Origin of the sequence: Lelliottia sp. AC1 (assembly GCF_023278595.1) — a bacterium.
GTDB lineage: Bacteria > Pseudomonadota > Gammaproteobacteria > Enterobacterales > Enterobacteriaceae > Enterobacter > Enterobacter nimipressuralis.
The window spans coordinates 822,189-835,017 of record NZ_CP025699.1; the positions used below are offsets into that span (position 1 = coordinate 822,189).

Below are 12,829 nucleotides of genomic sequence, written 5' to 3' on the forward strand. Positions count from 1 at the left end.
CGATTGTCAGCAGGCGCTGCGGAGAACGGGTTATTGTTGTTCTTCGCTCCAGTCGTCGCTGTCGGACAGATCGCCCGCGCTCGGGATGCGTTTCTCTTCCGCAGCCCATTCACCCAGATCGATTAACTGGCAGCGTTTGCAGCAGAACGGGCGAAACGGGCTGATTTCGCCCCAGATCACGGCTTTCCCACAGGTCGGGCAACTGACGGTAATAATTTCAGACATCAATACTCCTTAGCAACAAGCCAGTTCGAAATCGAGACGTTCTGGCACGGTGCCATTTTCACTGTCCAGCGGCATAAAGCGAATCGCAAAGCGGCTTTTATGCCCGGAAATCTGCGGATAAAGCTGCTCGCCGAGCGCAATGTTCAGACGCAGCAGATCGGCATCGTCGCCGTTGTCCTGGTAAAAACCGTTAAGGCTGGTCTGTTTGCGAAACGGCGATGAGTGGCGCACGAGATCGAGGATCAGCGTCAACGCCTGATTCATCGGCTCCAGGCTTTCCATCCAGCTCGTCACCTGCGCATCGCGTTGTTGTTGCTGCATATGCAGCCACATGTGCAACGTTGGCAGGTCGAAACTGCAACACCCACCCGGAATGCTCAGACGCTGGCGCACCAGGGCAATCAGGCGATCTTCGCGCAGAAACTGCCCCACGCGTGGTGCGGCCATCAGAATGCTACTGCTTTGTTTCAGCTGAAGACGCAGGGTGTCAATGCGGCTCTGATCGACGCCGGGGACTTCAGTCCAGGCCTGCAGTTTACGCTGCTGGCGCTCAAGTTCTTTCAGTAATTCGGTACGAACGTCACCGCGCTCAATGACATCCAGCAGATCCCCGACATTGCGAAAAAAATGCAGCGCCGTAGCGTGATCGGCGATAGGACGATGGTGCGACATCTGCTGAATGAGAAATTCTATGCGCAACCAGGTGCGCATTTTTTCATTGAGGGGGTGCTCAAAAAGGATGTGCGTATTCATTATGGTTTTTCCTGTGCTACGGCCTGCGCCGCGTAGATCAGATACTGGGCGTGCAGGCGGGCAACATCCGATTCAATTGTGTCGGGTGCGCCATCATTATCAATAACATCATCTGCGACGGCAAGACGCGCTTCACGCGTTGCCTGCGCAGCAAGAATTTGTTCAGCGTGCTGACGTGAGACATTATCGCGCAGCATCGTACGCTGAAGCTGTGTCTCAGGCGATACATCGACGACCAGAACACGATCGGCTTTGTGCTGCAGCTGATTTTCAACGAGCAAAGGAACAACCCATAGCACATAAGGTGATGTGGCCGCAGCGATCTGGCGCTGAGTTTCCTGGTGAATCATGGGGTGCAGGAGGGCATTGAGCCAGGTTTTCTCAGCGGGCTGCGCAAAGATACGTTCCCGCAGCAGACGTCTGTTCAAGGTGCCATCGGCATTGATGATGTGATGTCCGAAATGCCCGGCAATCGCATTGAGGCCGGGTGTATGAGGCTCTACCACCTGACGGGCAATAATATCCGCATCAATAATCGCGATACCCCGACGTGAAAAAGCATTGGCCACGGTGCTTTTGCCACTGCCAATACCGCCCGTTAACGCTACGACGTACCCCATTAAATCAGATCCTGGGAATTATTCATTTTTAAAATCAGCTGCTTAGAAATTGAACTTACAGTAGCGAATGGTTAATTCTGTTTACCTGCTTTTGACCAGGTAAATTTATAGGATTGTAGCGTAAAAAAAGAGAAATTCGCAGTCTTGCGGAGCACGTATTAGTGCGTATGATAACGTCACTGGAGTTGTGCTTTTAACATATTTGCCTCTAACCCCAGGAATCCGCACATGCGTATCGAAGAAGATCTGAAGTTAGGTTTCAAAGACGTTCTCATCCGCCCTAAACGCTCTACGCTGAAAAGCCGCTCAGACGTTGAACTCGAACGTCAATTCACCTTTAAGCATTCCGGTCAGACCTGGTCTGGCGTGCCTGTTATTGCCGCTAACATGGATACCGTCGGTACCTTTGCTATGGCTACCGCGCTGGCGACTTTCGATATTCTGACTGCGGTGCATAAGCACTACAGCATTGAAGAGTGGAGCGCTTTTGCCGCTTCAGCGTCTGATGATGTGAAGAAACACATCATGGTATCTACCGGTACCTCCGATGCGGATTTCGAAAAAACCAAACAAATCCTGGTCGCAAATCCCGAGTTTAATTTTGTCTGCATCGACGTTGCGAATGGCTATTCCGAGCATTTTGTTCAGTTCGTCAGCAAAGCGCGTGCGGCCTGGCCGACCAAAACCATCATTGCGGGTAACGTCGTGACTGGCGAGATGTGCGAAGAGCTGATTCTGTCTGGTGCAGATATCGTGAAAGTCGGTATCGGTCCAGGCTCTGTTTGCACCACGCGGGTTAAAACAGGTGTTGGCTATCCACAGCTGTCCGCCGTGATTGAGTGTGCCGATGCGGCGCATGGCCTGGGAGGTCAGATCATCAGCGACGGTGGCTGCACCACCCCTGGCGATGTGGCGAAAGCCTTTGGCGGCGGCGCTGATTTCGTGATGCTGGGCGGTATGCTGGCAGGGCACGAAGAGAGCGGTGGCGCTGTGGTTGAAGAAAACGGCGAGAAATTCATGCTGTTCTACGGCATGAGCTCTGAATCGGCCATGAACCGCCACGTTGGCGGCGTTGCACAGTACCGTGCAGCAGAAGGCAAAACCGTGAAACTGGCTCTGCGCGGCCCGGTCGAAAATACCGCTCGCGACGTTCTGGGTGGGCTGCGTTCTGCATGCACGTATGTCGGCGCATCACGCCTGAAAGAGCTGACCAAACGCACTACCTTTATCCGCGTTCAGGAACAAGAAAACCGCGTTTTCAATAGCCTGTAATCGCTTTGTCGCTGGTGCGCACCTGCGTGCCAGCGCTATCCCGCACTCATGGCGTCCCCCAGATGGAAAATGGGCAGATACATCGCCACCACCAACGTTCCGATTATTACTCCCGTCACAATCAATAGCAGCGGTTCTAACAGCGACGCCAGATTATCCGCGTGCTGAAACGTCTGCTCGTTATGATGACGCGCCAGATTGGTCAGCATCATATCCAGGGCTCCAGAGACCTCACCCGTTCGCACCAGCTGGATGCATAATGGGGTGAAAATTCCTGCGCCACTCAACGACGACCAGATAGGTGCCCCCTGCACCACACGCTCCCTGACATCCCGCAGCACCTCTTGCCAGAACACCCCCTCGACCGACTCCTGGGCGCTTTCCAGTCCTTGTAAAAAAGCGATGCCTGCCTGCTGTGTCAGCGATAACACGGTAAATATTTGGCTCAGCTTTTGCCCACGAATCAGCGAGCCCATAATGGGCACACGCAACCCAAATCTCTGATGAAAACGCTGCCAGCCTTCATGCCGCCTTAGGAAACGCATGACGAGCACCGGGCACAGTCCGATGCATATCAGCACGGTGAGATGCTGACCAACAAAGTCAGCAAACCCGATAACCAGCTTTGTGAGCAGCGGTAAGGGCGTATTAAACGTCTTATAGATAGCAGCAAACTCGGGCAATACCAGCGTGACCATTGCCATCACCACGACAACGGCGAGGGCCAAAATGATCGTGGGGTATCGCAGGGCCTTTTTTACTTTCGCGCTAAGTTGCTGCTGTGATTGCTGCTGCTGTGCTAACTCGCGGCAGCACTCTTCCAGTTTTCCGGTGAGTTCACCGGTTTTCATCATCGAAACATAGAGCGGAGAAAACACCTCCGGCCATTTCTTTAAGGCGTCGGAGAATGCACAACCCGCGCTGAGATCGTCTGCCAGACTGGCCAGTAGCGCCTGCCACTGCTTAACGGGATGCTGCTCGGCCAACATTTGCAGGCTCCAGGCGAGCGTCAGTCCAGCCTGAAGCAGGGCAGCAAGTTGTCGGAATATTTCATAACAGTGCTGTGTCTGCCATTTTTGCTGCATAAGATTGCGCTTCAAGGCCAGCGGACAGAGCGCCTTTTGCGACAGCTGACCCCAGGCCGACTCGCGGTCGGCAGCCCAAAGTGTGCCCTGCTGCAGTTCCCCCTCAACCGTGAGCGCGCGCCAGCGCCAGAGATATTTAGCAGCCATCAGGCATCCCCAGTACGCGAAGTAGCTCTTCGAGCGTGGTGTGCCCACGCTCTACGGCCAGGCACCCGTGTTCAAATAGCGTGGTCATACCCGTTCGTCGGGCTGTTTTTTCGATCTCTTCAATTGATGCACCACTGGCGATAGCCTGGCGGATATCATTGTTCACTGGCAGCACTTCAAACAGAGCGACGCGGCCATAAAATCCGTGATAGCAACGATCGCAGCCCACCGGCTGCCAGTGCGGTAGCTTGCGTGGCCAGACTGTTTTAGGGAGTCTCGCCTCCTGGTAGCTCTCCTTTCGACAATGGGGGCAGAGGCGGCGTACCAGCCTTTGTGCAATGACCAGCGTCAGAGCAGAAGAGACCATCCAGCGGGCAACCCCCATCTGCTGAAGACGGATCAGGGTCTCTGTCGTGGAATTTGTATGCAGCGTGGAGAGCACTAAATGGCCCGTCTGCGCGGCTTTGATAGCGATTTCTGCCGTTTCACCGTCGCGGATCTCACCCACCATGATGATGTCCGGATCCTGGCGCAATAGTGCCCGCAACACCGTTTGAAACGTCAGGCCCGCACGCGGGTTGATTTGCGTCTGGTTCAGCCCGGCCAGGGGGATCTCAATCGGATCTTCGACGCTGCAAATATTCACATCCTCCGCGTTTCGGGCCTGAAGTGCGCTATAGAGCGTGACAGTTTTCCCGCTGCCGGTCGGGCCGGTGACCAACAGTAACCCCTGCGGCTGGTTGAGCGCCTCGGCAAAAAGCCTGCGCTGGGCGTCTGTCATACCTAATGCGTCAAGCTCCAGAGCCTGCTGCACCTGATGCAGCAAACGCAGCACGATTTTTTCACCACCCCGGCAGGGGAGGGTCGCGATGCGAAAAGAGACCGAGGCGCCCGCCAGTTCAACGGTAAACTGCCCATCCTGCGGCAGTCGGCGCTCGGCGATATCCAGATCGCCCAGCACCTTCAAGCGAGCAATCAGGGTGGTTGCCAGCGCTGCCGCCAGCGGAGGCTGTGGATAAAGCACGCCATCAATACGTAAGCGGATTTGCCAGGCGTCTTCGGCAGGCTCAATGTGAATATCCGAGGCGCGCTGACTGAGCGCCTGCAGCAGCGTGCGGTTAAGAATATCGACAGCAGAACTGGCAATGGGAGTCACAACCGGCAAGTTTGACGGCGATGACGACTGCTGGTACTTCTCCATCCGCTCTTTGGTCCAGCATTCAATATCGATTCGCTTTTGCGTCGCGAAGCGCAGGGCTTCCATCATTTGGGATGCCGGCGTGTCCACCACGGCAATGCTGACCATCTCGTCATTGCTGGTCAGCAGCAGCGCATGATGTCGCTGACATAGCAGTCTCAGTTGTTCTGAATTCATGTTCCGCCCCCTGTTATTTGCTGTCGAAGCGGAAAACGTCTTCGCACGCTTGTTGAAGGGTGCTGTCGTTTGCAATGTTGCAATCACGCGTCCAGCCGGTAATGCCGTCGCCATCGCTCCAGAGTGGGGCTAAAACCACTTCAAGACCGTTCAGACTCTCCTGGCCCGTGAGTGCCACTGCGCCTTTGGCAATGCTCATGGCAGAGACATAGCGCGTTGTCGTGGGCGAGGGAATGCCGTTGGTTCCGCCATCGCAGGTCCCGACACCGCCATGATCGAGTGCGCAAAGCTCAATCGCCGTGCGGTAGGGGACAAAGGTTTGCAGCATGTCGGTCAGTGCGGCTTTGCGCAGATAGTTTTGGTACGCCGGCACGCCGATGGCGCTCAGAATAGCGATGATGCCAATCACCACCATCAGTTCAATGAGGGTAAATCCATGTTGTCTGTTCATATCTGCTCCTTGAGTTTCGTGGCGCAACTGTGGCAGCGGCAAAAAGCAAACACGAGGAGCAAAAAGAGAATTGTGAAAGGGGATTCAGAGAAATTTGACGCGGTTGCAGGAGAGCATCAGAGTTTTGCGAGAAGGGTCGTAATCACGGAATTTTCTTCCCCCTCACTGGCATGAGAGGGGGAAGAGTCGCGTATTATTTGAAACGCATCGAGAGGTCAAGGGCCTGCACATGCTTGGTGAGCGCCCCGACGGAGATGAAATCCACGCCGGTTTCAGCGAACTCACGCAGGGTTTCATGCGTCACGTTGCCCGACACTTCAAGCTGCGCCTGGCCGTTGGTGCGTTTGACCGCTTCACGCATCTGTTCCGTCTCAAAGTTATCGAGCATGATGATATCGGCTCCGGCTTTCAGCGCGGCATCAAGCTCTTCGAGGTTTTCGACTTCAACCTCGACAGGGACGTCCGGATGCAGCCAGAAGGCTTTTTCGACCGCCTGGCGCACAGAGCCAGACGCAATAATGTGGTTCTCTTTAATCAGGAAGGCATCGGATAACCCCAGACGATGGTTCGCTCCACCACCGCACAGCACCGCGTATTTCAGTGCCGTACGCAGGCCGGGCAGGGTTTTACGGGTATCCAGCAGTTGGGTTTTGGTGCCTTCGAGCAGGTCGACGTAGCGACGAACGGCGCTCGCGACGCCGGATAATGTCTGGACGAAGTTCAGCGCGGTACGCTCACCCGTTAACAGCACGCGGGCAGGGCCGTCGAGTTCAAAAAGGGGCTGATTGGCGCTGATGATGTCGCCATCCTGAACATGCCAGGTTATCTGAACGTCATCGCCGGCGAGCTGGGTAAAGACCTCCTCAACCCAGCGTTTGCCGCAGAACACGCCGTCTTCGCGAGTGATGATCACCGCGTGGGAGCGCGTCTCTTTTGGCAATAATTGTGCGGTAATATCGTTGTCCGCATTGACCTCGCCGCCCAGATCTTCGCGCAGCGCATGGGCGACGCTTGCCGGGATATCGAGGTTAATACGTTCCAGAAGCGCGTCACGTCGGTGGTCGGGGTTATAACGGCGAGGCGGCATGATAAAACTCCAAATTGGTAACGAATCATAAGATTGAAACATGCTACTCTGAACCGAGAATCTGCACCATATATAAGGAGAGCCAGCATGCAGTTACAAGATGGATGGCTGGTTGATGCGCGGCACGTACCGTCGCCACACCATGATTGCCGCCCGGAGGACGAAACGCCCTCACTGCTGGTAGTCCACAATATTAGCCTGCCGCCGGGTGAATTTGGTGGTCCGTGGATCGATGCATTATTCACCGGAACAATCGATCCCGATGCCCATCCTTTTTTTGCTGAGATTGCGCACCTGCGCGTTTCTGCTCATTGTCTGATTCGCCGCGACGGTGAAATCGTCCAGTATGTTCCTTTCGATAAACGCGCATGGCATGCAGGTGTGTCGGTGTACCAGGGGCGTGAACGCTGCAACGATTTTTCGATTGGCATTGAGCTGGAAGGGACGGACACAACGCCTTACACGGATGCGCAGTATCAGGCGCTGGTGGCGGTGACGCGTGAACTCACCGCGTTGTACCCTAAAATTGCTGATAACATCACCGGGCATAGCGATATTGCGCCAGTGAGAAAAACCGATCCTGGCCCGGCGTTTGACTGGTCCCGGTTTCGCGCCATGCTTACCGCTTCGTCAGATAAGGAGATGACATGACGTTGTTTACCATGCTGCTGGTGATGATCGCTGAACGGTTGTTCAAACTGGGCGAACACTGGCATTTGGATCACCGGATGGAAGTGCTGTTCCGCCGGATTAAACATTTCTCGATGCTGCGCACCCTGCTGATGACCGCGGTGGTGATGTGCGTGGTGTATCTGCTGCTGCGTGCGCTGCACGGCCTCTTTTTCAACGTGCCGCTGCTGGTGGTGTGGATCCTGCTCGGCGTGCTGTGCATCGGTGCCGGAAAGGTGCGGTTGCACTATCACGCCTATCTGAAAGCCGCATCGCGAGACGACAGCCACGCGCGTGGCGCGATGGCAAGCGAATTGACGCTCATCCACGGTGTGCCGCCGGACTGTAACGAGCGCGATTACCTGCGCGAGCTGCAAAATGCGCTGCTGTGGATTAACTTCCGCTATTATCTCGCGCCGCTGTTCTGGTTTGTGGTCGGCGGCCCGTGGGGACCGGTGTTCCTGATGGGATATGCGTTCCTGCGCGCCTGGCAAACCTGGCTTGCCCGCTATTTGACGCCGCATGAGCGTCTGCTGTCAGGAATCGATGCGATTTTACATGTGCTGGACTGGCTGCCGGTTCGCCTGGTCGGCGTGGTATATGCGCTTATTGGTCACGGTGAGAAGGCGCTTCCGGCCTGGTTTGCGTCACTGGCCGATCGACACACTTCTCAGTATCAGGTGCTGACGCGTCTGGCGCAGTTCTCCCTGGCGCGTGAGCCGCACACGGACAAAGTCGAAACCCCGAAAGCGGCGGTGTCGATGGCGAAGAAAACCTCATTTGTGATTGTGGTGCTGGTGGCGCTTCTGACCATTTACGGTACGCTGGTGTAAGCCAGCGCACCGCACGTCTCACTCAGTATCCGCAGGCGGGATGCCAAACTCTGGCATCCCGTTTTCATTCCAGTGGACAAGCTTCAGACGGGTATGACGGTTCGGATCGTACAGCGGATCACCCTCAATTTCGGTGTAGTTGCGCGCGTGATACACCAGCACATCCTCACCGTCCGGCGTTTGCGTAAAGCTGTTATGCCCAGGTCCGTACTGACGATTTTCATAGCTTGTGGTAAACACCGGGCGCGGCGCTTTGTGCCAGTTGGCGGGGTTACGCAGGTCAGCGCTTTTATCAATCCACAGCAGCCCCATGCAGTAATTCTCATCCGTCGCGCTGGCAGAGTAGCTGATAAACAGCCTGTCTCCGTGCTCCAGCACCGCCGGGCCTTCGTTGACCCAGAATCCGCGGCACTCCCAGTCATACTCGGGTTTGCTGAGCAGGACGGGCGCACCCGTCAGCGTCCACGGGTTTTCCATCTCGCAGAGATAGAGATTAGAGTTCCCTGAGATATCCGGCGCTTTTTGTGCCCACAGATACCAGCGTTTGCCCTGATGAACAAAGGTCGTGGCATCGAGGGCAAAGGTATCAAATGGCGTCGCGATCTGCCCTTTTTCGACCCATTTCCCGGTCAGGGGATCGCTATCGGCGCATTCCAGCGCGTACATTCGATGCTGAAACATATTGAGCTGATCGAGCGCTTTCGTGTGCGCGGCGGCAAAGTAGATGTACCATTTTCCGTCGATGTGATGCAGCTCCGGTGCCCAAATAAGCTCGCTCATCGGGCCGCTCTCTGGCTTACGCCAGACCACCACTTCGGGTGCGTGGCGTAACGCTTCCAGCGAGTCGGCGCGGCGAATCGCCAGCCTGTCGTACTCTGGCACGGAAGCGATAAAGTAGTATTGCCCCTCGTGATGCAAAATAAACGGGTCGGCACGTTGTTCGATAAAGGGATTGGGCCAGTGACGCATTGGGCTTTCCTTATTTGGTTTCAGCGGCTTTGAGTTCCTGGTAATCATTCAGCTCGCGATAGTTTTTGCGGCGTTTCTCCAGATCTTCCTGAATCTGCTTCATCAGTTCACGATCGACTTTCAGCAGACGAACCACACCCGCGGTGATCAGATAACCGACGCCCGGAATCAGGGTGAACAGCAGGACGATCCCGTTGATGGCATCGGCGCTTTGCGCTTTGGCACCCGCGTCGTAACCGTACCAGGAGAGCAGGAATCCGACCATCGCACCAGCAATCGCCAGACCCAGCTTGAGGAAGAAAATGTTGCCGGAGAAGCTGATCCCGGTGATGCGTTTACCGGTTTTCCACTCGCCGTAGTCGTCCACGTCGGCCATCAGCGACCAGTGCAGCGGGGAAGGGATCTGATGCAACACGTTGAGCAGGAAGTAGAGCACCACGATGGTGGTGGTGGCTTTTGGATCGAAGAAGTAGAACGCGCTGGAGAAAATGGCCAGGGCGATGTTGGTCCAGAAGAAGACTTTCAGCTTACACCAGCGGTCGGTCAGGGGTTTGGCGAGGATGCTACCGAGCATCATGCCCACCACGCCGAGACTGATAAACAGTGTGGCGAAATGGGTGCTTTGCCCCATTACCCAGGTGACGTAGTACATGGTCGCCGCCATGCGAATAAAGCCAGGGCAGACGTTACAGATAGTCAGCAGCAGAATGCGCACCCACTGATCGTTCTTCCACACATCCTTGAGATCGTTTTTCAGTTCGTCATTGGTCTGGACCGCCGGGCGAATACGTTCCCGTACGGTTGAGAAACTAAACAGGAACATGCAGGTGCCAATCAGCGCCAGCACGGTCATCGCCATTTGATAGCCTTTGGCTTTGTTGTCACCGCCAAAATACTCCACCATCGGCAGCAGGGTTAAGGAGAGCAGCAGCGTCGCAATCCCTACCATGACAAAGCGATACGACTGGCAGGCCACGCGCTCTTTCGGGTCGTTAGTGATTACCCCGCCCAACGAGCAGTAAGGGATATTGATCGCGGTGTAGGTGAGTGACAGCAGGAAATAGGTGACAAACGCATAGATAACTTTGCTGTTGTACGTCCACTCTGGGGTGGTGAACATCAGAATACTGAACAGGGCATACGGGAAGGCAATCCACAGCAGCCATGGACGAAATCGCCCATATTTACTGCGGGTACGGTCGGCAATGGCTCCCATGATGGGGTCGGTGATGGCGTCAATTACCCTCACTGACAGCAATAGCACCCCTACCAGAGCGGGGGCGAGCCCAAAGATATCCGTATAAAAGTAGTTAACAAACAACATAATGGCGCCGAAGATGATGTTACATCCCGCGTCGCCCATGCCATAGCCGATCTTTTCTTTTACAGACAGTTTATTGTTATCCATCGACAGCTCTCCGGGTTTCGGTATGGAGAGAATTATTCGCTGGCAAAGGAATATTTGCGTTGCAGTATCAGGGCGGTGATATGGATGATTTGGCTGTTGGTGAGAATTTGTGAGGCAGGTAACACGCTCTGTGCCGCAGCCGGCACAGAGCGAGAAGAGATTAATGCGCTTTTACGGTTTTGGCATTTTTCTGTTTAAACAGATAACCCACGCCGAGGATCACAATCCAGACAGGAATGAGATACACGGAGATCGCCATACCAGGGGTCATCAGCATGATCACCAGCACCGCCGCCATAAAGATCAGGCACACCCAGTTGCCCAGCGGATAGAACAGGGCAGGGAAGCGCGTTTTCACGCCTTGCTGCTGTTTCGCGCGGCGGAACTTAATGTGCGCCAGGCTAATCATCGCCCAGTTGATTACGAGTGCGGACACGACCAGCGCCATCAGCAGACCGAATGCAGATTCCGGTGCCAGATAGTTAATTAGCACGCACAGGGCGGTCACCACTGCGGACACCATAATGGAGTTCACCGGCACGCCGCGTTTGTCGACGTTCAGCAGGGCTTTCGGAGCGTTACCCTGCTGTGCCAGACCGAACAGCATACGGCTGTTGCAGTAGACGCAGCTGTTATAGACGGACAGCGCCGCGGTCAGCACCACGATGTTCAGCGCGTTTGCCACGAAGGTATCGCCCAGTTCATGGAAGATCAGGACAAACGGGCTGGTGTCAGCGGTGACGCGCGTCCACGGCAGCAGGGAGAGCAGAACCGCCAGTGAGCCCACATAGAAGATCAGAATACGGTAGATAACCTGGTTGGTGGCTTTCGGGATGCTCTGCTCAGGGTTATCGGCTTCGGCGGCGGTAATCCCCACCAGCTCCAGCCCACCAAACGAGAACATGATGATCGCCATCATCATCACCAGCCCGGTCATGCCATGAGGCAAGAACCCGCCTTGCTCCCACAGGTTGCGCACGGTCGCCTGCGGGCCACCGTTGCCGCTGAACAGCAGCCAGCCGCCGAAGATGATCATCGCCACAACCGCGATCACTTTGATAATCGCGAACCAGAACTCCATCTCACCAAACACTTTGACGTTAGTCAGGTTGATGGCGTTGATGATCACAAAGAAAGCCGCTGCCGATACCCAGGTTGGGATCTCCGGATACCAGAACTGGATGTATTTCCCGACGGCAGTCAGCTCAGCCATGGCAACCAGAACGTACAGGACCCAGTAGTTCCAGCCCGACGCGAAACCGGCAAAGCCGCCCCAGTACTTATAGGCAAAGTGGCTGAAGGAGCCGGCTACCGGTTCTTCAACCACCATTTCACCGAGCTGGCGCATAATAAGGAAGGCGATAAAGCCCGCGATGGCATAGCCCAGAATAATCCCCGGACCTGCCGACTGAATGACGGATGCGCTGCCCAGAAACAGGCCGGTACCGATAGCGCCACCCAACGCGATGAGCTGTATATGGCGGTTTTTAAGGCCGCGCTTTAGCTGATCGCCATGCTGTTGAGCTTCCATTTGAAACCTCGTGTGTGGTTGTTATGTTCACGCTCGGGCGTGTGTAATTATGAAAGTCCATTTTCTGTATTTATTTCTTTACGGTGAAGTTGACCGAAAAAAGCGGAGATGGCTTCCGTTGACGCAAGAATAGTGGTAAGCGCCAGCGAATGCACCTGCTTTATGAAGGGATGTCGATCGCTTGAATAAAAAGAAAGCATTTGTAAATGCGTGCGCGTCGCTCCCTCACCCCATCTATAGAATAAAAATGCTCCATAAGTGGGCGAATTTTCATTATTTACCTTGTTGAATCGCTTCAGATTGCAAATCCCCTCGTTTCAATAAGGTTAAAACTACCTTTTTAGTGGTAACCAGTTCATTTGTGCAAAGTTACATTTCTGAAACGTTATTTCTGTAAGGTTGTT

Annotated in this window: 13 protein-coding genes; 3 read left to right on the forward strand and 10 right to left on the reverse strand. The window is 54.9% G+C overall.

What is annotated here, in order from left to right; genetic code table 11:
• Positions 1–30 precede the first annotated feature (30 nt).
• From yacG to coaE, 3 genes are read right to left on the reverse strand one after another with little or no spacing between them, the layout of a single operon-like run.
• Complete coding sequence (gene yacG / locus C0560_RS03865) at positions 31–225, reverse strand: DNA gyrase inhibitor YacG (protein WP_100777615.1); 195 nt, start codon at positions 223–225, stop codon at positions 31–33.
• 9 nt (positions 226–234) lie between these two features.
• Complete coding sequence (zapD, locus tag C0560_RS03870) at positions 235–978, reverse strand: cell division protein ZapD (RefSeq protein WP_181827338.1); 744 nt, start codon at positions 976–978, stop codon at positions 235–237.
• Positions 978–1,598 (reverse strand): dephospho-CoA kinase, encoded by a 621-nt coding sequence (gene coaE, locus C0560_RS03875; protein WP_248859665.1) that lies wholly within the window; start codon positions 1,596–1,598, stop codon positions 978–980. The genes zapD and coaE overlap by 1 nt, the downstream gene beginning before the upstream one ends.
• A 228-nt stretch (positions 1,599–1,826) precedes the next feature.
• Between coaE and C0560_RS03880 the strand changes: the two genes are divergently transcribed.
• Positions 1,827–2,870: a GMP reductase gene (locus tag C0560_RS03880; protein ID WP_100777612.1), complete on the forward strand. Its 1,044-nt coding sequence runs from the start codon at positions 1,827–1,829 to the stop codon at positions 2,868–2,870.
• Positions 2,871–2,905: 35 nt separating this feature from the next.
• Here C0560_RS03880 and hofC read toward each other — a convergent pair whose 3' ends face one another.
• The 4 genes from hofC to nadC all read right to left on the reverse strand — a co-directional run bounded on the left by hofC (position 2,906) and on the right by nadC (position 7,015).
• Entirely contained in the window at positions 2,906–4,102 is a 1,197-nt protein-coding gene (gene hofC, locus C0560_RS03885) for a protein transport protein HofC (protein ID WP_248859667.1), read from the reverse strand.
• Positions 4,092–5,477 carry a type II secretion system protein GspE gene (gene gspE / locus C0560_RS03890; RefSeq protein WP_231276703.1) on the reverse strand — a complete coding sequence of 462 codons (1,386 nt, stop codon included), beginning with the start codon at positions 5,475–5,477 and terminating at the stop codon, positions 4,092–4,094. The genes hofC and gspE overlap by 11 nt, the downstream gene beginning before the upstream one ends.
• Before the next feature lie 13 nt (positions 5,478–5,490).
• Positions 5,491–5,928, reverse strand: coding sequence for a prepilin peptidase-dependent pilin (gene ppdD / locus C0560_RS03895; protein ID WP_107702249.1), 438 nt, complete (start codon positions 5,926–5,928; stop codon positions 5,491–5,493).
• 193 nt (positions 5,929–6,121) lie between these two features.
• On the reverse strand, positions 6,122–7,015 hold the full coding sequence (nadC, locus tag C0560_RS03900; RefSeq protein ID WP_248859669.1) for a carboxylating nicotinate-nucleotide diphosphorylase: 894 nt from the start codon (positions 7,013–7,015) through the stop codon (positions 6,122–6,124).
• Positions 7,016–7,102: 87 nt separating this feature from the next.
• Between nadC and ampD the strand changes: the two genes are divergently transcribed.
• Together ampD and ampE are read left to right on the forward strand one after the other, a co-directional pair.
• Complete coding sequence (gene ampD, locus C0560_RS03905) at positions 7,103–7,666, forward strand: 1,6-anhydro-N-acetylmuramyl-L-alanine amidase AmpD (protein WP_107702247.1); 564 nt, start codon at positions 7,103–7,105, stop codon at positions 7,664–7,666.
• Entirely contained in the window at positions 7,663–8,517 is an 855-nt protein-coding gene (gene ampE, locus C0560_RS03910) for a beta-lactamase regulator AmpE (protein ID WP_100777606.1), read from the forward strand. The genes ampD and ampE overlap by 4 nt, the downstream gene beginning before the upstream one ends.
• An 18-nt stretch (positions 8,518–8,535) precedes the next feature.
• On the opposite strand, the gene C0560_RS03915 is transcribed toward ampE, so the two are convergent.
• From C0560_RS03915 to aroP, 3 genes are all read right to left on the reverse strand, one after another.
• The gene (locus C0560_RS03915; protein WP_181827342.1) at positions 8,536–9,486 is read right to left on the reverse strand and encodes a family 43 glycosylhydrolase; all 951 of its coding nucleotides are present in this window, start codon (positions 9,484–9,486) and stop codon (positions 8,536–8,538) included.
• 10 nt (positions 9,487–9,496) lie between these two features.
• On the reverse strand, positions 9,497–10,894 hold the full coding sequence (locus C0560_RS03920) for a glycoside-pentoside-hexuronide (GPH):cation symporter (protein WP_248859670.1): 1,398 nt from the start codon (positions 10,892–10,894) through the stop codon (positions 9,497–9,499).
• A 160-nt stretch (positions 10,895–11,054) separates the two neighbouring features.
• Entirely contained in the window at positions 11,055–12,425 is a 1,371-nt protein-coding gene (gene aroP / locus C0560_RS03925; RefSeq protein ID WP_102104609.1) for an aromatic amino acid transporter AroP, read from the reverse strand.
• Positions 12,426–12,829: the final 404 nt, after the last annotated feature.